This window comes from Paraburkholderia sp. EG286B (assembly GCF_040965655.1).
Taxonomy (GTDB): domain Bacteria; phylum Pseudomonadota; class Gammaproteobacteria; order Burkholderiales; family Burkholderiaceae; genus Paraburkholderia.
The window spans coordinates 24670-44031 of sequence record NZ_JBFRCF010000015.1 but is presented as its reverse complement, the minus strand read 5'-3'; the positions used below and the strand labels follow the sequence as shown (position 1 = coordinate 44031).

The window sequence follows — 19362 nt, the reverse complement described above, 5'->3', positions numbered from 1 at the left end:
ACGTATGCGACCCTATGCACCGCACCGGGAGAAACGCCGATGCGAAACAAACATGCTGCACTCTGGCTCTGGGTGTGCCTCGTGCCTCTCGCTTTCGACTACAAGGCACCGGACTCCCAGTTCGGACACAGCGCGCAATGGCTGGCCGTGATTCCGGCCCTGGCAGGCGCGCTCATTCTCGCGATGATCGGCCCGCGCTTCGCGCGGCCGACGCGGCTGCGCTCGTTCGTGACGGGCGCGATCGTGGCGAGCCTCGTCGGCAGTCTCATTGCGCAAATGCTGCAGCACAACCCGGTCGGCCAGTACCTGCGCGTGATCCTGCCGTTCCTGCTGTTCGCGCTCGGCTACTGGGCCATGTGCCGCCCGTGGCACATCATTCGCGTTTTGCAGATGCAGCGCGCGCTCTATTACGCGATGGTGCTGGGCCTCGTGTTCACGTTCTTCTTCGGCTTGCTGGCCGTCGGCGGGCCGCTCGCCGACATTCGTTTTCGCATCGTCTCGCCGACCATGCTCGCGCTGCAGGCCATGCTGTTGAACCAGTTCATCGTCGCCCGCCGCTTCAACATGACGATGGTACTCGTGTTCCTCGCCACGCTCGTCGTCGAATTGCTGAGCGTCACGCGTAGCCTGCTGATTGCGACCGTTCTGCTCGCCATGTTCGCGGCGTGGCTCGCCTCGCCGTCGCTCAGCCATCTGATCAAATCGTTTTTCCGCACGGGCATCGCGCTTTCGTTCGTGGTCGCGCTGGGCGTGGGAACGGCGTGGCTCTTCCCGTCCATCACCGAACACTGGACGCAGCGCGTGACGGCCGCGCAGAATGCGGAGTCAGACCGCGATCCGACCACGGTCACGCGTATTGCGGAGATGCGCGACCAGTACGACCAGGTCACCGAATCGGTGGAATCGGTCCTGTTCGGCAAGGGTTATGGCCACCTCTACCGCTACTCGCCCATTTACTTCCAGTACGTAAACCAGACCTTCAGCAAGGACGATTACTTCAACACCAGCGACTGGGTGGCGGGCCACAACTTCTGGGTCTACCAGCTCTACGCCGAAGGCATCGTGTTCGGAGGCTGCATGCCGGTTGCGGTGATCGTCGCGCTCATCGTCGCGGGCCGCGCATTCAGACGCTGGCGCCGCATCGCGCCGCGTCACCCGATGCTCATGCCGCTCAGCATGGCGCTGCTCGTGCTCGCCGCGCTGCCGGGCGCGTCGATCGGCGGCAATCCGCTCGGCACACGTTTCTCGGGCCTCGTGTACGGCCTCGCGCTCGGGCTGATCGTCGCGCTGTATTCGCAGCTTCATTACCGCATCGACCTGCAACGCAAGCGCCAGCGCCTGCACCCGTCCTACGGGCGCGAGCCCGCCTTCCGACCCACGGCGCCCGCGGCGGCGCCGGTGCCGCTCAACACGTATGCGACTCCGGAGCCCCGATGAAAATCCTGCACCTCGTTTCCACGGTCGACCCCCGTTCGGGCGGCCCGATTGAGGGCGTTCGCCAGAGCGGTCTCGCGATGACGGCGCTCGATCACCAGATCGAAGTGGCGTCGCTCGACCCGATCGACGCGCCTTACGTGCGCGAATTTCCGCTCCCGCTGCACGCACTGGGCCCAGGCCGCGGGCACTACGGATACTGCCCCGGCTACGTGTCGTGGCTGCGCGCGAACGCGACGCGCTTCGACGCGGCGATCGTGCACGGGCTCTGGCAATACCACGGCTTCGGCGCGTGGCGCGCGCTGCGCCATGCCGAGCTGCCGTATTACGTTTACACGCACGGCATGCTCGATCCGTGGTTCAAGGCCACCTATCCGGTCAAGCATCTGAAGAAGTGGGCGTACTGGCCGTGGGCCGATTTCCGCGTGCTGCGCGACGCCTCCGCCGTGATCTTCACGACCGACGAAGAACGCCTGCTCGCACGCGAATCGTTCTGGCTGTACCGCGCCAATGAGCGCGTCGTGCCGTTCGGCACCAATGCGCCCAACGAGGACCCGGACACGTTGCGCGAAGCCTTCCTGCAGGAGTCGCCGCATTTGCGCAACAAGCGCATTGTGCTGTTTCTCGGGCGTCTGCACCCGAAAAAAGGTTGCGACGTGCTGGTTCACGCGTTCGCCGACCATGCGCGCGAAACGCCGGATGCGCATCTGCTGATTGCGGGGCCCGACAAGGGCAACTGGCAACCCGCGCTGCAGGCGATCGCGCAGTCGCACGGCATTACGCACCGCATCAGCTGGCCGGGCATGCTGCAGGGCAACCTGAAGTGGGGCGCGTTTTTTGCTAGCGACGTGTTCGTGCTGCCGTCGCACCAGGAGAACTTCGGCGTTTCCGTGGCGGAGGCGCTGGCGTGCGGGCTGCCTGCACTGGTCTCGGACAAGGTGGGCGTCTGGCGCGAGATCGACGAGGACGGCGCGGGGTTCGTTGCGCCCGACACGGTCGCCGGCACGCAGCGCAACTTCGCCTCATGGCGGGCACTCGACGAGCGCGCGCGCGACGCGATGCGTGCTCAGGCGCGGCGCACGTTCGACGCGCGGTTTGCGATGGACGGCATGGTGCGCTCGCTGCTCGGCTTGTTGCAGGAACATCCTTTGCACGCTGGCGCGCGATTTCACCGAGGGCGCCCGCTGAACGCCATGGCGCAGGGCGAGCCCGCGGAGCAGGCTGAATAAGCGAAGAAAGGCGGCAGCAGATTCAGATAGCGGAAATGGTAGGGATTGGCAGGGGTGACGAAGCAACGCAGCTGAAGCGTCATAACGAGTCGAACGATGAGCCCGCGTTGCACTTTCGTGGCGATGTGCGAATCCTGTTAGTAAGGGGGCAACACTATGTTAAACAGCAAACCTGATTGTTCGGGCGGCGCAGCCGTCGACGCAACCGCGACGCAGCTTGTGACGCAGCCCGCGCGCAATTTGCGCAGATTATCGGTGGGCCGCGCACGGGCGGCCCTGGCGGCGATGGCGACCATGGTGACGGCAGCGGCCCTGCTTGCGGGCTGTGGGCTCTCGCCTGGGATGCAGGCGCCGTCGAGCGTCACGCAGGCAAAGGCCGCGACCGGCGCCGCGCGCACGGGCAACGGGGATCAACCGCCACCGGGCGCGCTCATCGAGATCAACAACGAGCTGGTCGCGAAGGAAGCTGCGTCGAAACCGACGACTGTTCCGGCGAACGTCGAGACGCTGTTCGGTACGCCGAAGCCGTACGCGCTCGGGCCCGGCGACGTGCTGAGCATCGTCGTGTGGGATCACCCCGAGATGAACCTGCCGACGAACGGCGGCGGCGGCGGTGGCAACGGGCAGCAGGACCAGAGCGCGAGCCAGGTACAGTCGGGCTATACCGTCGACTCGTCCGGCGCGATCCAGGTGGCCTATGTGGGTCCGATCCACGTGGCGGGGCTCACCGAGATGCAAGCCCGCGACCTGGTGGCGAAGAAGCTCGCCTACTACCTGAACAAACCACAGGTCACGCTGCGCATCGAGTCGTACCGCAGCCGGCGCGTGTACGTGGACGGCGAAGTGCGCACGCCCGGGCTCATGGTGCTCAACGACATGACGATGTCGCTGCCCGAGGCGATCAACCGCGCGGGCGGCTTCACGGCGAACGGCGACCGCTCGCGGGTTAGCGTGACGCGCGGCGACAAGACGACCTTGGTGAACATTCCCGACATGATCAAGAAGGGCGTGAACCCGGACAAGATCCTGCTGCAGAACGGCGACCTCGTGCGCGTGTATTCGGCGAACGAAAGCCGCGTGTTCGTGCTGGGCGAAGTCGGACACCCGGGGCCCTTGCCGTTCGATAACGGCCATCTCTCGCTGAACGACGCGCTTGGCAACGCAGGCGGCGTCAGCCAGGGTTCGGGCGACGCCTCGCAGGTCTACGTGGTGCGTGGGCAGAAGGAGGGACACCGTCAGGTCTTCCACCTCGACGCGTCGTCGCCGGAAGCCATGGCCACGGCCGACGAGTTCGAGTTGCAGCCGAACGACGTCGTGTTCGTCGATGCGTCGGCGCTCGTGAAGTGGAGCCGCGTCATCAACCTGATCCTGCCGAGTACGCAGGCGGCCGCGGCGGGCCGGGCGGTGGGTTACGGCGGGTACTAGCCGGTGGGGTTCGTATGAGTATGAGCAGGCCTGCGGGCCTGCTCATGCGTTGAATGAATCTGCCTGAAACGAGCCAGCTTCGCACCGCCCTTATGCCTGGGGCTCCTTGGGCGGCTGGCCTTCCTCGAAACGCCAGCGGATAAAGCGGCACGGATTGCCGCCATACACGCCGCCGGCTTCCAGCGAGCGATGCACGACCGAGAGCGGCGTGACGACTGCCGAGCGCCCGATCGTCACGCCCATCTGCACCACGCATTTGGACGAGACCCACGCGCCGTCCTCGATCACGATCGGCGCGACGTGCAGGTCCATGTTCGTGCGCATGTCGTGCGAGCCGGCGCTGAGAAACGCCCCCTGCGAAAGGCAGACGTTCGAGCCGATGCGGATGGGCGCCTGGTTGTAGATCCAGACGTCCACGCCGATCCAGCAGTTGTCGCCCATTTCCAGATTCCACGGCGCCTTCACGCGCATGGGATGGACGAGGCGGCAGCCCTGCCCGACCTTCGCGCCGAACAGGCGCAGCAGGCCCACGCGCAGCGCGGAGAGCGGCAGCAGACGATTGTCGAGCACGCAGGCCTCGACCAGATACCACGCGGCCTGCACGAGCTTGCCCCGGCGCGCGACGAAGTTGCCTTTTCCAGCACGACTCAAATCGATCACGCGGATTTCCGCAGCGCGTGCGTCGTTTGCGGCTTGTGGCGGCACGACGCCTGCGGGCGGCGCTTCGCCCGCTCCCTCCCTGCGCCCAGCCGCGCCGACGTTCCCTTTGCGGGTCCCTAAACCTTCGACCGCTTCCGTCATGAACGCTCCTTGCCCATCCGGGTCGGTTCCTGTTGGCTTCCTGCGGTTGCAAGCCTGGCGGCCCGCATAACGGGACGCATCAAGCCACGCTGTCATTATCGGGCGGCCACCGCAGCGCCTCGCACGCGTGGCCGACACGGCAGGGGTTTTGGCGCAGCGGCGCGACGCGCGGTAGGCAACATGAAGGCTTGACGCCGCATCGTTCGCGGCGCGCGGGATCAATGCCATGTCCAGTTTTTCTCATCATCGATTTGCGCCTTATGTACTCGCCGCCGCGCTGCAGGCCGCGTGCGCCGCGTGGCCGTGCGCGGTGTTTGCGCAGAGCGCCACGTACGGCGCCGCCACCGGTGGCTCCCCCGCTGCCGCGAGTGACCAGAGTCGCCAAAGCAGCGGCCAGGGCGACACCCCCGCCAACGCCGTGCAGCGCCAGCAACAAGATGAACAGCGTCTGCTCGGCGGTCCGGGCACCTCGGACAACCCGTACAGCGTGACCCCGTACAGCAGCAACGGCGCGTCGCCAGACGACGCGCGAGACGCGCTCACGAACGAAAAGCACATGCATGTCGTGACGCCGGGGGATTACGCCGCGAGCGCGGTGAGCGCCAACGGTGGCAGGGGTGACAGAAGCAGCGCTTCGAGCGCAGGCGGTAGGGGCGCCGCGAATCACAGCAGGATCGGCGCGAACGGCATGTCGCGCGCCGGCAATGCGGTGGCGAGGAGCACCGGTGGGGGCGGGGGCGGAGGCGGCGGTGCGAAGGGAAGCCGCTCGACGGCCGGCTATGATTACGGCGCCAGCCAAACCTCGCCAACTGCGCAGGTCTACGGCAATCCGTATGGCAGCCCGTACGGGTCGCCGGACCAGTCCAACTCCGAACTCTACAAGTCGCCCTGGTAAGCTGCGCTAGCGGTCCGGGACAGCCCAAGGCCACCGTCGCGGCCCTGGGCGCTGCCACTCATACATCGGACTGCTCGACCTCGGGCAACGTCGATCCGCCTTTACCCGCCTGACGCGCAGATTGATTCTGACCCGCGGATTGACCCACGCCTTGCTGCGCCGAAGCAGCGCCACCTGCCGCGGTTTGCGGCTCGACCTGCGTCTGGCCCGCCGGCCCGGCAACCTCACCCGCTAGCCCGGCAAGCCTCGCTTCGAGCACGTCGAAGATCGCCTGCGGTGACAGCATGCGCTTCGCGTAGCGCCGCGCGGCACGGCCAAGCGCGGCGCGGCGCGCGGGGTCGCCGGCCAGATCGACGATCGCCGCAGCGAGCGCTGCGTCATCCTCGGGCGGCACCACGATTCCGTGGTTCGAGACCACGTCGAAGAGACTCGTGCCGGGCCGCGCCATGGCGACCACCGCACGGCCGCTCGCGAGCATGCCGGTGAGCTTAGAGGGCATCACGAGGTCGGCAGCGTCGGCGCGCTGCGGCAGCACGTGGATATCGGCCACGTTCAGCAGTTCGTTGAGCATCGAAGACGGCTGCAGCGGCAGCACGTGACAGTTCGAGAGCGGCTCGCAACGCGCGATCAGCTCGCGCCTGGCCGCGCCGTCACCGCAGAACACGAAGCTGATATCGGGCCGCGCGGCGAGCGCCGTTGCGACATCCGCGAGAATCTCGATGCCCTGCTTCGCCCCCATGTTCCCCGAGTAGAGCACGACAGTGTTGTCCTGCGGGATGCCCAGGCGCCGCCGGAACGCGCTCGGATACGGCAGCGGGAAGATTGCCTCGGTGTCGACCCAGTTCGGCAGGCACACGGCGCGGGAGGCATCGACGCCCTTGTCGATGGCGCGCTCGACCATGCGCGCCGAAATCGACGAGACGACGTCGAAACGCCGCAGCAGCCAGCGTTCGCCGGCAAGGGCCGCGCGCCCGAGACGCGACTCCTGGCCGCCGCGCAGCAGCCCAAGGTCGAATGCCGCATCGATTTCGAAGTCCTGAATATGCAGCCAGCTGCGCGCGCCGACGGCCCGCGCGAGCAGGAGCGCGCCGGGCGCGCAGAACAGCGTCGGCACGATCTGCATGACGGCCTCAGGCCGCCACGCCGCGAGCCGCGCGAGAAGCGGCAGCGACGAGAGCGCGAAGCTCGCCAGATGGACGATGCGCTTGAGCCCGCCCTGCTGGGTCGGCACCCACAGCGGCGCACGCCAGACGCCTACGCCGCGCAACGTTTCGCGTTGGTAACGCCCCGCGCGATAGCCTTCATGCACGCGCCATTGCGGGTAATAAGGCGGCGCGCAGATCACGCGCACCTCGTGGCCGTGCGCCGCGAGCAGCTCCGCCATTTCGGCTGTGTATTTGCCGACGCCTGTGACTTCGGGCGCGTAATTCAGTCCGTAAATCAGGATTCTCATTGCGTCGCTTCCGTCCCTGAACTGCTGTGTGCCGCCTTTAATCGTCTCGCGCGCCGAGCGAAAAAAAGCGGGCGTCGTGCATCCGGTCCGCGCACGACGCCCACCACCAACCAGACGCCTCTTCCCTTTCGTCCTTTTGAGCCGATCGTTTCGAACGCCATCGGTCCCGTCAGGCCACGTCAAACCCGCATGCCCGCCTCGTACGCCGGCGCGGCCTGGGTTTGCAGAAAATCGTCGTAGGTGCGGGCGAGCCCCTCCTGGAGGCCGATGTGCGCGTGCCAGCCCAGATCGCCCAGGCGCGACACGTCGAGCAGCTTGCGCGGCGTGCCGTCGGGCTTGGTCGAATCGAATACCAGTTCGCCTTCGAAGCCCACCACGTCGCACACGCGCTGCGCGAGGTCGCGAATCGACAGGTCCTCGCCGACGCCGACGTTGTACACGCCGTCGCCGGTCTCGTGCTCGAGCACGAAAATCGTCGCATCGGCGAGATCGTCGACGTGCAGAAACTCGCGGCGCGGCATGCCCGAACCCCAGACGGTCAGCGTGCGCTGGCCTTTGCTGCGCGCCTCGTGCGCCTTGCGGATCAGCGCGGGCAGCACATGGCTGCTGCCGAGGTCGTAGTTGTCGTTGGGGCCGTACAGGTTGGTCGGCATGAGCGAGACGAAATGCGTGCCGTACTGTCGGTTGTACGCTTCGCAGAGCTTCAGGCCCGCGATCTTCGCGATCGCGTAGGCCTCGTTGGTCGGCTCGAGCGGCGAGGTGAGCAGATAGGTTTCGCGGATCGGCTGCGGGCATTCACGCGGATAAATGCACGACGAGCCGAAGAACACGAGGCGCTGCACGCCCGCGTTGTAGGAGGCCCGGATCACGTTGGTCTCGATCGCCAGGTTGTCCCAGGCGAACTGTGCGGGTTGCGTCGAATTCGCGAGGATGCCGCCCACGCGCGCGGCCGCGAGCAGCACCGCGTCGATGTGCTCGCCGTCGAAGAAGCTGTTGACCGCGGCCTGGTCGGTGAGGTCCAGTTCGGCATGTGTGCGCATGACGAGATTCCAGTAGCCATTCGCCTGCAGCGCGCGCACGAGTGCCGAGCCCACCATGCCCCGGTGGCCGGCCACGAAGATTCGGGAGTTCTTGTCCATGCGTTCACTCGTGATGTTCGAGGGCCCTGAAACCGGCCAGCGTGACGAGCGCGTCGCGCCGGGCAGCCTGATAGTCGGCTCGCACCATTTCCTTGACTAGCGCCTGGAACGAGGTAACCGGCTTCCAGCCCAGCTTCTCCTGGGCCTTTGAGGCGTCGCCGAGCAGCGTTTCGACCTCAGTCGGACGGAAGTATCGGGGATCCACACGCACTATCACGTCGCCCGGTTCAAGGCGCATGTCGCGCGATTCCACATGGTCGACAATGCCGACTTCGTCCACACCGCTGCCCTCGAAACGCACGGTGATGCCCAGCTCCTCAGCCGCCGCACGCACGAAGTCGCGCACGCTGTACTGAACACCCGTTGCGATCACGAAGTCTTCAGGCTGCTCCTGCTGGAGCATGCGCCACTGCATGTCGACGTAGTCGCGCGCGTGGCCCCAGTCGCGCATGGCAGAGAGGTTGCCGAGATACAGCATCTTCTGCAGGCCGACCGCGATGCGTGCGATAGCGCGCGTGATCTTGCGCGTCACGAACGTCTCGCCGCGCTGCGGCGACTCGTGATTGAAGAGGATGCCGTTACACGCATAGATGCCGTGCGCCTCGCGATAATTGACCGTCGTCCAGTACGCAAACAACTTCGCCACCGCATAGGGACTGCGCGGATAGAACGGCGTGGTTTCGCGCTGGGGCACTTCCTGCACGAGCCCGTAGAGCTCGGAGGTCGACGCCTGATAAAAGCGCGTTTTCTGCGTGAGGCCGAGAATGCGGATGGCCTCCAGAATGCGCAGCGTGCCGAGGCCATCCGCGTTCGCGGTGTACTCGGGCTCCTCGAACGACACCGCCACATGGCTTTGCGCGGCGAGGTTGTAGATTTCATCGGGTGCAACGCGCTGGATCACGCGCAACAAGGCCGTGGAATCGGTCAGCTCGCCGTGATGCAGCTGGATGCCGGGTTCCGGGTCGTGCACGTCGCGATACAGGTGATCGATGCGGTCCGTGTTGAAGAGCGACGAGCGCCGCTTGATGCCGTGCACTTCGTAGCCTTTGTTCAATAGCAGTTCTGCCAGATACGAACCGTCCTGACCGGTGATACCGGTGATCAACGCAACCTTGCGAGCCATCGCCATCGTTCTCTCCTCGCGTGAGCGAAATGGGATTCGGTGGTTCCACTATCCGCGGCGGCCCCCAAGCCGGCCGCGGATCTGCTGCCAACCTGCTACTACCCTGCAATGCTTTCGTAACCGTAGTAACCGCCGCGATATCCACCGCCGATGAACGCGCCGGTCTTCGGCACGTCGGTGAGCAGCACGCCACGCAGATTCACGCCGCCAATGCGCAGGCGCTTGACCGTTTCCTCGAGCTCCGAAATCGGGTGGCAGCCGTGGCGGATCGCGAGCAGCGTCGTGCCTGCGTAACGTCCGATCACGGTCGAGTCGGTCACCGCGAGCACCGGCGGCGTATCGACGATCACGAGGTCGTACCGCGCCCCCAGTTCTTCGAGCAGCGACTCGAAGCGCGGGCTCATCAGCAGCTCGGACGGATGCGAATGCAGCGAGCCCTTGGCCAGCACGTCGAGTCCAGGCAGCACCTCGTGCTGGATCGCCTGGTCCAGATCGGCGCCGAGCAGCACGTCGGAGAGACCCGGCTGGTGCTTGATGCCGAAGTGCGAGTGCACATCGCCGCGCCGCATGTCGCCGTCGACGATCAACACGCGCTTGTTCACCGAGGCGACCAGCGCGGAGAGATTGACCGACAGGAACGATTTGCCGATGTCGGGCCGCGAGCCCGTGAGCATCACGATGTTGTTGCGCGCGTCGTTGAGTGTGAGCTGCAGCGAGGTGCGCAGGCTGCGCACGCCTTCCACTGCGACGTCCTGCGGATTCTGCTGCGCGAGCACGTGCAGTCCGCGCCGGCGCGACGACACGTGATGCTGCAGACGCAGCTGCTGCGGGCTGCGCGGCACCACGGCGAAGACCGGCACGCCGAGCGCGGCTTCGAGCTCGTCTGGACGCTCCACACCGCCGTACAGCGACTTGCGCACGAACGCGACGAGCACGCCCAGCACGAGCCCCGCGCCGATCGCGAGCGCGATCACGAGCAGCTTCTTCGGACGCACGGGATCATCCGGCGCTTCGGCGAAATCGACCACGCGCACGTCGCCCACCTGGCCCGCACGCGCCACGCGCAGTTGCTGCGCGCTGTTCAGCAGGCTCGTGTACAGCTCCGTGCTCACATGCACGTCACGCAACAGGCGCACGGCCGACTGCTCCGTGTCCGGCAGTTGCGCCACGTTACGCGTGAGCTGCGACTGCGCCGCTTGCAGCGTGCCGATCTGTGCGTCGAGCGCCTGAACGGCCGGGTGATGCTCGGTGAAACGCTGCGCGAGTTCCGCGCGTTGCTGCCGCAGGTCTTCGAGACGGATCTTGTTGTCGCTCACCTGCTGGAGCAGCAGCCGGCTTTCTTCGCCGAGATCGACGGTGCCGTGTTCGTTACGGAACTTGTTGTACTTCTGCTCGGCCGCGTCGACCTGCGAGCGCAGTTGCGGCAGCTGGTCGTCGAGGAACGCGAGCATGTGTTCCGCTTCCGCCGAACGGCTTGCGATGTCCTGCTTGATGAACTCGTGCGCCACGTTGTTGAGAATCGCGGCCGTCGTCTTGCTGTTGTGGCCTTCGAGGCTCGCGCGGATCACGCCGGACTGCAGCCCGACTTCCTGGATCTGCAGCGAATTCTCCAGCCGGTCGACGGTGGTGAGCGTCGAGGCGCGCGTGAGCAGGAAAGGCGTTCCCGGCGGCCCGCTCAAACTGTCGACGTGCAGCGCGATCGGCCCGACCGACGTGTTGGCGCTCACGTCCTCGCCGACGCGGCCCTGCAGGAGCGGAATGCCGTCGGGGTCGCGCAGCGTGAAGGTGCCGGGCTCGTCGCCGGCGACGATCGTGAAGTCGCGCTCGTACATCGCTTCGGGCGTATCGAAGCGCGACACCTTGATGTCGCCGCCGCCCCAAGCGTAGCCGGACGGCCGCAGGAACCCGGGCAGGTGCTGCGCCCAGGGCGCGCTCAGGATGCCCGAGAGCATGCCGCCGATCACGGGCATTTCGCGCGGCCGCGCCGAAATGTCGAGGTGCAGCTTGCGCACCGTTTCCTCGGTCACGTTGCGCGACTTCAGCATTTCGATCACGCCGTTCGCGGTCGACTTCTCGTCGAACATGCCCGTGAGCGGCGGCAGGCTGCTGTCCTTCTTGCTGGCGTCGCCCTTGTCGACGAGGTGGAACAGCACGTCGGCCCGATAGGTCGGCGTCGCGAGGAACGCATAGGCTGTGCCCAGCAGCGTGACGGCAAGCGTCACGATCGCGATGGCGCGCCAGTTCGCCACCATCGTCTGCAGGTAGTCGCCAAGGTATCGCTCGTCGGCGCCTGCTGCGCCATAGTAAGCGCCGTCATAATTCATCGCCATCTTGCTTCTCCCGAAACCTGGTGTTGCTTGCTGGTGATGCTTGCTCGAATGCTCGCTCGAATGCGCCGCAGCGCTCAATACGCGTTACGACCAACCAGACCGTGAATGATCGTGGCCGCGATGATGCGCATGTCGAGCCAGAACGACCAATGGCCGAGGTAATACAGATCGTGCGCTACGCGCATTTCCATCTTTTCGAGGCGATCGGTCTCGCCGCGAAATCCGTTGACCTGCGCCCACCCGGTAATGCCGGGCTTGATGCGATAGCGGTGGATGTAGCCCTTCACCACGCTCTGATAAAGATCGTCGTGCTCGAGCGCATGCGGGCGGGGTCCGACTACCGACATGTCGCCGCGCAGCACGTTGTAGAACTGCGGCAATTCATCGAGGCTCGTGCGGCGCAGGAACGCGCCGAGACGCGTCACGCGCGGGTCGTGGCGCGTCGCCTGGCTCACCGTGCCGGGCGCCTCCTTGTGCTCGCGCATCGTACGGAACTTGTAGATCGTGAACACGCGGCCGTCTGCGCCCTTGCGGCGCTGCCTGAACAGCACCGGCCCCGGCGAGGAAACCTTCACCGCAATCGCAATGCCGATGAGCAGCGGCATGAGGCTCACGAGCGCGAGCGTTGCGAACACGCGGTCGAACAGCGCCTTCTTGAGTTGCGCGCTCGCGGGCAGCGGCGAGGCGACGAGGTTGATCGCGGGTACGCCGAGCAGCTCGATCACCGTACTGGTGTCGAACAGCGCCAGCGAGCGCACGTCCGGAATGAAGCGGATGTTCACGAGGTCGTTGCGAAACTCGCTCACGAGCCGCACAACGGTGCGTTCCTCGGCAAGCGAAAGCGCGAGCCACAACTCGTGCACGTCGTGTTCGCGGATGTGCTGCGCGAACGACTCGATCGTATCGCACACCGGCGCGTCTTTCTCGGACACGGGCCGTGCCGATTGCGGCATGGTGTTGTAGAGCGCGCTCGCGCGAAAACCAGAGCCTGGCTCCGCATCGATGCGCCGCACAATCTCGTCGCACTGCGAAGCGGAACCCGCAATGGCGACCTGATGAAGGTTCATGCCTGCGCGCCGCATGTGCGCAAGCACACCGTGCGCGAAAACTCGCCACGTAATGAGCAAGCCGCCTGCAACGGCCGTCCAGTAAGCGAACCACAGACGCGAAACGACATCGACGTGGTGCATCGTCGAGTACATCGAGATGAGCGCGCAGCCCTGCACCACGAGCCAGGCGAGCGACACCTGGCCCGCAAGCAGCGCCTTGGAGCGGCCGCGCCACGACTGGTAAAGCTCGAACGCCGGAAAGATCACGAGCGCGAAGGCCGCTGAAAGCAGCACGAAGGCTTCGTTCACGCCGCGCGGCACGATATCTTCGAAGCGGATCTCCGAAGCCACGCTGGCGCCGATCATTACGGCAGATACGTCGAGCACTCTCGCCATCAGATTTTGTAGCTCGCGCATGCTTTCTCCCTTTTTTTCTCCCTGCAGGCCGTGCCGCTGCCCTCAACCGCAGCGGCCGTACGTATCGTCGAGACGAACGATGTCGTCCTCTCCCAGATACGCTCCCGACTGCACCTCGATGATTTCGAGCGGCACCTTGCCCGGATTTTCCAGCCGGTGACGCACACCGAGCGGAATGTAAGTGGACTCGTTTTCCGTCATAAGAAAGGATTCCTCACCACGAGTGACGAGTGCAGTGCCGCGCACAACCGTCCAGTGCTCGGCGCGATGGTGATGCAGTTGTAACGAGAGCCGTGCGCCCGGCGTGACGACAATGCGCTTGACCTGAAAGCGCTCGCCCGAATCGATCGAATCGTAAAAGCCCCACGGACGTTGCACCTTGCGATGCGAAGCCGCCTCGGGTGCGCGTTCCGCCTTGATGCGCGCAACGAGCCCCTTCACGTCCTGCACTTTCGAGCGGTCGGCGACGAGCACCGCATCGGCGGTTTCGACCACCACGAGGTTCGATGTACCCACGCAAGCCACGAGCCTGCCATCGGAATGCGCGTAGGTCGCCACCGCGCCTTCGAACACCACACGCCCGCGTCCGACGTTGCCGTCTTCGTCCTTTTCCATCGCGGCCCACACGGCGTCCCACGAGCCGAGGTCGGACCAGCCCGCGTCGAGCGCGACCACCACGCCCTCGGGCGTCCAGCCGTTGCTGCCCGATAGCCGCTCCATGACCGCGTAATCGATCGAGTCGGACGGGGCGCGCTTGAAGGCGTCCGCCGCCGGCCGGAACACGGGGCCGTCTTGCTGGCCATCGACGAACGCGGCAAGGCACGCTGCATGCATGTCGGGCTGCAATGCGCGCAGCGAATCGAGCCAGACGCTCGCACGCATCACGAAGATGCCGCTGTTCCACCAGTAGCCGCCCTGCGTGACGTACTGCGTCGCGAGTTCGGGCGCGGGCTTTTCGACGAAGCCGTCGATGCGGTGCGCGCCGTCGGCAATCGCTTCGCCAACGCGGATGTAACCAAACCCCGTTTCAGGCGAACGCGGCGGCACGCCCAGCGTGACGATCGCGCCGCGCTGCGCATGGCGCGCTGCGCATTCGAGCGCGCGTTGCAGGGCGTCCAGGTCGGTGATCGCATGGTCCGACGGCATCACGATGAGAATCGCGTCGTCGCCGTTCGCGCACGCAAGCGCCGCGCCGAGTGTGAGCGCCGGCGCCGTGTCGCGCCGCGCCGGCTCGACCACGAGCCGCGCGTCCATGCCGCACGCACGCAACTGATCGACGATCACGAAGCGGTGTTCTTCACCACATACGACGATTGGCGAACTCGCGACCTCCCACTCTGACGAAAAGCCGTCGAGGCGGTGCACGGTGGCCTGCAGCAGCGTATCGCTGCCCACCACACCAATTAGCTGCTTAGGGAATTGTTCGCGCGACATCGGCCACAAACGCGTACCGGAACCGCCAGCCAGCACCACAGGCACGATGCGCGTGCAAGGCGTAGCGCCTTCGGGCGCTGTACCTGGCTCGCTTTCCGCACGGGGCTGACTTTGTCCTTCATGAATCGATGACCTTTCATTCATCTTCGGACTCCTTCATATCGGGCAGGATCACCTCGGCTCGCCAATAGCGACCCCCGTTTGTAACGAAGTGCGACCGTTGTTACCGCGGCGTTACGAGACAGCTACGCCGGCCTCGCGGCGGCTTTGCTCGCGGTATTCGGTGGGCGAAATCATCATGCGCTTGCGAAAGATCTTGGCGAGGCGATCGCCATTGCCCATGCCGGTGCGGCGCGCGATCTTGTCGACCGGCAATTCCGAATCGGTGAGCAGGCTGCAGGTAATCGCGAGCCGCGCATGCAGTAAGTAATCAGATGGCGTGATACCCATCTCCAGCTTGAAGCGGCGCAGAAAGTTACGCTCGCTCATCGCGGCGACCTGTGCTGCGTCCGCTATCGAAATGGCCCGCTGACAGTTTTCCTGCAGCCAGCGCGCCGCTGCACGCACTTTGTCAGCCGGCGCACTGCCAAGCGCATCGCCGAGGAACGGCAGCAGGTTGCCGCCCGAATCGGGCATGAGCCGCTCGGTCACAGCGCGCGCAACATCCACGCCCAGGTCCCGCTTGACGAGCGTGAGCGCGCTCTTCATCGACTCGAGCCGGTCGCCGGCGTCGCCGCCCGCTTCCTCGCGTCCCGTTTGCATCGCATACGAGCCGAACTCGTGCTGCGTGCGCTGGCCGCACAGACTCGCTGCTTCGAGCAGTGAACGGCCTTCACCAATCGGACGAATGGTGCCGGTATTCGCGTGCACGCGGCGCAGCCACGCGACGAGACGCTCGTCGTTGGCGGCCGCGAAGGCGCCCTTTCCACCCGCCACGAACAGCGCGTCGAAACCGACGTAGTGGCGCGCATCGAGTCCATCTGTCCAGACCCGTACCGACGAGGAGCACGTCACGTTGCCGCCATCGGCCGAAAGGATGCTTACATCGTAAGGTGAACTGCGAGCGGTGTCCGTCGAGAGTTCGTTCGCTACATGAAACACTTCAGCCACAATACCGGCGCCGAGGAGCGAACAACCATCGAACAGCAGAATTGCGATATGACGCACCTCTCGACTGATGCCCGCGGTCACTAGATGCGGGCGGCTGAACGACGGCAAATCCAGACTTGCGTACGCCATGCTTTTCCCCTAAACAATCCCCCGTATCAAGCGAAAAGTCCCGGTAATAGCATTTCGATAGCATTCCATGTGCAGTGCATCATAGGCAGAGAAAAATTCCGCCAACGACGACTGACCGAAACTGGCGAGACATTGGCGCATTTAGTCCGGTCGAGGACCGATTAGAAGGTATGGCGCCAAGCTAAATGACAAAAAAGCAAACCGCGTGAAAGGCAATTGGTTCGATTACATCGAATCGGCAAAAGTGCCGGATAACCGTTACAGACAGGTATATTCGCCTTTGTTACTACCAAATCGTTTGACGCCTTCCGATCGATGCGTGCGCATGGGATGGAAGCGAAACGGCTAATTAAAAACGGCAAGTCGATTCGTCTGATTAAATGATGTTTAAGAAGCTTTGCGCTCCGATTTCGAGCATGCGAGGGGCATTTTAAACCCGTTAAATCCTGTTTGCGCCGCACAATAAAAAAATTCACAAAAAGCCGCTTTATATGATCGGGCTCCGCGAGCACTGCACAACTCGCGCGCGGCGCTTCCAGGAGAAATTGCGCGAAAAGCCTGGAGGCTGGCGTCAAATGACTGGCTCGAACAACTAGGCTTACCCTTTCATGCTGTGAGGAACCTGCCAATGACATTGCGCCCAGCCCTTGCATCTGTACTTGTAAACCCTCCTCCCGCGCGCGGCTCACGCGCTTTTTCATGGGTGCCGGCCGCAACGCTCGCGCTGGGCGTCCTCGGCGTGTTGCTCCCGGTGATGAGTTGCCGCGCCGCCGACGCGCCCGTTTGCAGGAGCGCCGCCGGGCGCGCGGCGACAGACGCAGGCGACGACGCCATCTCCGCCGATACGCCCGGCAGCGACGGGACACGCCTGTTTCCCCGCGGCAAGAGCGTGCGGATCGACGTGACCACGCGCGCGACGCGCGACGACAAGGTGCAATGGCAGATCACGGATACCTGGAGCCGTCCGCAGGCAAGCGGCAACTTCACGGTGGCAGCCGGCCCGCGCGTCACGTCGCTCACCTGCACGCTGCCGCAGGCGGGCTACTTCGCGTTTTCGGCGTCGCTGGCTTCGCAGCCGTCTACGGGTTTGCCCCAGCGCGGCACCCGGCCGGCCGGCATCACCACGTTCGGCGTGCTGCCCGATATGGGTACAGCACTTCCCGCACCCACCTTCGCGCGCCAGGACCTGCACCGCTTCGGTGGACAAGGCTCAGCATATATCGCGCCCGGGCAGCACTGCTGCGGCGGCGACGGCCTGCGTCCGCTTTACACCGACCTCGGTCTGGTGTGGGCCAACGACAAGCGGGGCTGGTACGTCATGGAGCCCAAAGGTCCGAATACGTTCGACGCTGCCGCCTCCCAGCTCGAGCTCCAGTTCAAGCCCGGCGACATCATGCGCTTGATCACGCTCGACGGCTTTCCCGGGTGGGCGAGTGCGAACGGCGAGGAGACCCACAGCTACGTGCCTTCGTCATTGGGCCAGTTGCGCGAATACATGTCGCGTGTAGGCGCGGAGTCCGCACGCATCCGTGCGCGCGTGTTCCCGCACCAGGCGCACAACTACTATCAGGTCACGTGGGAGCCAGACAAGGACGGCGGGCTGCCGTGGAAAGACACCGACGCGCATTTCGTCGATCTCTACAAGACCGTCTACGAGGGCATCCATGCCACCGACCCGTCGGCGATCGTGATGGGTCCGACCTATGCAGGCGTGCAGGGCAACACGGAGTGGCTCAAGAAGTTCGCACCGCTTGGCATTGCTAAGTATCTCGATGGCGTGACGATCCACGGCTACTACGATTTCGGTACCAGCCCTTCGCATCCGCCGGAGCGTCTGTACGGCGCACCCGAAAAAGGCACGCTTTCGCTGCCCGAAGCCATGCGCGAGCTGCGCACGACGATGCGCGACGTGCTCAAACCGGGCGCCCCGCTCTTCGTGACCGAAACAGGTATTAGTTACGACATCGGTACGAATTACGCAGCCAACTATCCCGACGCACAAACGCTCTACGCGCAGGGCGCGGTCGTCGCGCGCGCACATCTGATCCTGCTCGGCGAAGGCGCGGACACCACGTTCGTCTTCTATGGCGCGGACATGCCGGAGACGACGCCGGGCTACGGCGTGTTCTTCGAACTCGAGCATCCGAAGGGCATGTACGGCGCGTCGAACATCAGCCCGAAGCCGGCCGCGCTCGCGGTCGCGACCATGACGCGGCTGATCGACGGTACGTATTCACTCGGGCCGCTGCGCGGCACGCCCGCGGGCGTCTACGCTTACGCGTTCGCGCGTCCGGGCGGCGGCAAGGTGATCACGGCGTTGTGGAGCCATGACAACGCGCGCTGGAGCGCGAAGACCGGGTTCGACGCGACGCGCGCGACGAACTACACGCTTCAGGTGGACGCGCGCGGGCGCGCGGGGAAGGTGAGCGTGTTCGACATGATGGGCAACCCGACCACCATGACTTACAACGATGGCATCCTCCCGCTGCGTCTGACCGAATCACCCGTGTATGTCGTGTCGGACAACGCCGAGGTCGCCAGATCGAATGCTGTCACCCCCGCGGGCTACGTCGCGCCGAAGCCTTGAGCGCAAGCGCCTGGGCTCGCATCTTGGCCCACGATAGCGAGACTTAGGCGGCTCTGGACAGTGCAACGCGATTTTGAGCCGCCTAGACTGCTGATGAACGTGCCGCGTGCCTCGCACGCGCCGTGTGCGCAGCGACTGCGCTTCGGACCACATAATCGAAACGACCGTCACCCCGCGGATATGCTCGTCCATGCTGTCACCTACAGAATTCCTGGAGGTGGTGCGGCTCGCACCGCTCGTCGCGATGGACCTGATCGTCGCCGACGCCGACGGCCGCGTGCTTGTGGGTCAGCGGCGCAACCGCCCTGCACGCGGCACCTGGTTCGTTCCGGGTGGACGCATTCGCAAGGACGAACGGCTAGACGCTGCGTTCACCCGCATCGTCGAAACAGAACTCGGCATTGCGAGCATGCAGCGCTCTGCGGCGCGCTTCGTCGGCGTGTACGAACATCACTATCCCGACAACTTCGCGGCGGAGAACGGCATCGGCACGCACTATGTGGTGCTTGCCTATGCGTTCATGCTGGACAGCACGGTGCCCGTCGGGCGCTTCGACCAGCATAGCCAGTACGCGTGGCTCTGGCCCGAAGAGCTACTCACGCGTGACGACGTGCACAACAATACGAAACAATATTTCTGCTGAAGACGCCCGACTAACAGGCAAACGCGCGTCTCGCGCGCCTCATGCATTGTCCGTATGGCTTTCATTAAGCTCACGCCACACGCGCCCAGGCGTCCCGCCGCACCCGGGATCAACGCCCGATCAACGCCGAGCCGCCTTGCCCAGCATACCGAGCCATTCTGCCA

The 19362-nt window shown here is 65.0% G+C and carries 14 protein-coding genes; 6 read left to right on the top strand and 8 right to left on the bottom strand.

The window, feature by feature from the left end:
• Window positions 1-39: 39 nt before the first annotated feature.
• The 3 genes from AB4Y42_RS28775 (at window position 40) to AB4Y42_RS28765 (ending at window position 4088) form a co-directional block, all read left to right on the top strand.
• A complete protein-coding gene (locus AB4Y42_RS28775; protein WP_368690229.1) occupies window positions 40-1437 on the top strand; it encodes a hypothetical protein in 1398 nt (465 codons plus the stop codon).
• The gene (locus AB4Y42_RS28770) at window positions 1434-2663 is read left to right on the top strand and encodes a glycosyltransferase (RefSeq protein WP_368696019.1); all 1230 of its coding nucleotides are present in this window, start codon (window positions 1434-1436) and stop codon (window positions 2661-2663) included. The genes AB4Y42_RS28775 and AB4Y42_RS28770 overlap by 4 nt, the downstream gene beginning before the upstream one ends.
• Before the next feature lie 285 nt (window positions 2664-2948).
• Window positions 2949-4088, top strand: coding sequence for a polysaccharide biosynthesis/export family protein (locus AB4Y42_RS28765; RefSeq protein WP_368696124.1), 1140 nt, complete (start codon window positions 2949-2951; stop codon window positions 4086-4088).
• 90 nt (window positions 4089-4178) lie between these two features.
• On the opposite strand, the gene AB4Y42_RS28760 is transcribed toward AB4Y42_RS28765, so the two are convergent.
• Entirely contained in the window at window positions 4179-4889 is a 711-nt protein-coding gene (locus AB4Y42_RS28760; RefSeq protein WP_368690226.1) for a putative colanic acid biosynthesis acetyltransferase, read from the bottom strand.
• 226 nt (window positions 4890-5115) lie between these two features.
• Here AB4Y42_RS28760 and AB4Y42_RS28755 point away from each other — a divergent pair, with 226 nt between their 5' ends.
• Window positions 5116-5784, top strand: coding sequence for a hypothetical protein (locus AB4Y42_RS28755; protein ID WP_368690225.1), 669 nt, complete (start codon window positions 5116-5118; stop codon window positions 5782-5784).
• A gap of 58 nt (window positions 5785-5842) precedes the next feature.
• Here AB4Y42_RS28755 and AB4Y42_RS28750 read toward each other — a convergent pair whose 3' ends face one another.
• From AB4Y42_RS28750 to AB4Y42_RS28720, 7 genes are all read right to left on the bottom strand, one after another.
• On the bottom strand, window positions 5843-7237 hold the full coding sequence (locus AB4Y42_RS28750) for a glycosyltransferase WbuB (protein ID WP_368696018.1): 1395 nt from the start codon (window positions 7235-7237) through the stop codon (window positions 5843-5845).
• Between the two features lie 179 nt (window positions 7238-7416).
• Window positions 7417-8376, bottom strand: coding sequence for a GDP-L-fucose synthase family protein (locus AB4Y42_RS28745; RefSeq protein WP_368696017.1), 960 nt, complete (start codon window positions 8374-8376; stop codon window positions 7417-7419).
• 4 nt (window positions 8377-8380) lie between these two features.
• A complete protein-coding gene (gene gmd / locus AB4Y42_RS28740; RefSeq protein WP_368696123.1) occupies window positions 8381-9499 on the bottom strand; it encodes a GDP-mannose 4,6-dehydratase in 1119 nt (372 codons plus the stop codon).
• A gap of 98 nt (window positions 9500-9597) precedes the next feature.
• A complete protein-coding gene (locus AB4Y42_RS28735; protein WP_368696016.1) occupies window positions 9598-11829 on the bottom strand; it encodes a polysaccharide biosynthesis tyrosine autokinase in 2232 nt (743 codons plus the stop codon).
• A 74-nt stretch (window positions 11830-11903) separates the two neighbouring features.
• Complete coding sequence (locus AB4Y42_RS28730; protein ID WP_368696015.1) at window positions 11904-13295, bottom strand: undecaprenyl-phosphate glucose phosphotransferase; 1392 nt, start codon at window positions 13293-13295, stop codon at window positions 11904-11906.
• Between the two features lie 42 nt (window positions 13296-13337).
• Window positions 13338-14855: a mannose-1-phosphate guanylyltransferase/mannose-6-phosphate isomerase gene (locus tag AB4Y42_RS28725; protein WP_368696122.1), complete on the bottom strand. Its 1518-nt coding sequence runs from the start codon at window positions 14853-14855 to the stop codon at window positions 13338-13340.
• Window positions 14856-14963: 108 nt separating this feature from the next.
• Window positions 14964-15968, bottom strand: coding sequence for a GlxA family transcriptional regulator (locus AB4Y42_RS28720; RefSeq protein WP_028202002.1), 1005 nt, complete (start codon window positions 15966-15968; stop codon window positions 14964-14966).
• Window positions 15969-16722: 754 nt separating this feature from the next.
• Between AB4Y42_RS28720 and AB4Y42_RS28715 the strand changes: the two genes are divergently transcribed.
• On the top strand, window positions 16723-18555 hold the full coding sequence (locus AB4Y42_RS28715) for a hypothetical protein (RefSeq protein ID WP_368696121.1): 1833 nt from the start codon (window positions 16723-16725) through the stop codon (window positions 18553-18555).
• A gap of 190 nt (window positions 18556-18745) precedes the next feature.
• The gene (locus AB4Y42_RS28710) at window positions 18746-19198 is read left to right on the top strand and encodes a GDP-mannose mannosyl hydrolase (RefSeq protein WP_368696014.1); all 453 of its coding nucleotides are present in this window, start codon (window positions 18746-18748) and stop codon (window positions 19196-19198) included.
• The last annotated feature ends 164 nt before the right edge of the window (window positions 19199-19362 follow it).

Coding starts and splice junctions, on each gene's coding strand:
- AB4Y42_RS28755 (WP_368690225.1), top strand. CDS start 5,116: ATGTCCAGTTTTTCTCATCATCGATTTGCGCCTTATGTACTCGCCGCC.
- AB4Y42_RS28750 (WP_368696018.1), bottom strand. CDS start 7,237: ATGAGAATCCTGATTTACGGACTGAATTACGCGCCCGAAGTCACAGGC.
- AB4Y42_RS28745 (WP_368696017.1), bottom strand. CDS start 8,376: ATGGACAAGAACTCCCGAATCTTCGTGGCCGGCCACCGGGGCATGGTG.
- gmd (WP_368696123.1), bottom strand. CDS start 9,499: ATGGCTCGCAAGGTTGCGTTGATCACCGGTATCACCGGTCAGGACGGT.
- AB4Y42_RS28730 (WP_368696015.1), bottom strand. CDS start 13,295: ATGCGCGAGCTACAAAATCTGATGGCGAGAGTGCTCGACGTATCTGCC.
- AB4Y42_RS28735 (WP_368696016.1), bottom strand. CDS start 11,829: ATGGCGATGAATTATGACGGCGCTTACTATGGCGCAGCAGGCGCCGAC.
- AB4Y42_RS28765 (WP_368696124.1), top strand. CDS start 2,949: ATGGCGACCATGGTGACGGCAGCGGCCCTGCTTGCGGGCTGTGGGCTC.
- AB4Y42_RS28760 (WP_368690226.1), bottom strand. CDS start 4,889: ATGACGGAAGCGGTCGAAGGTTTAGGGACCCGCAAAGGGAACGTCGGC.
- AB4Y42_RS28775 (WP_368690229.1), top strand. CDS start 40: ATGCGAAACAAACATGCTGCACTCTGGCTCTGGGTGTGCCTCGTGCCT.
- AB4Y42_RS28770 (WP_368696019.1), top strand. CDS start 1,434: ATGAAAATCCTGCACCTCGTTTCCACGGTCGACCCCCGTTCGGGCGGC.
- AB4Y42_RS28720 (WP_028202002.1), bottom strand. CDS start 15,968: ATGGCGTACGCAAGTCTGGATTTGCCGTCGTTCAGCCGCCCGCATCTA.
- AB4Y42_RS28710 (WP_368696014.1), top strand. CDS start 18,746: ATGCTGTCACCTACAGAATTCCTGGAGGTGGTGCGGCTCGCACCGCTC.
- AB4Y42_RS28715 (WP_368696121.1), top strand. CDS start 16,723: ATGAGTTGCCGCGCCGCCGACGCGCCCGTTTGCAGGAGCGCCGCCGGG.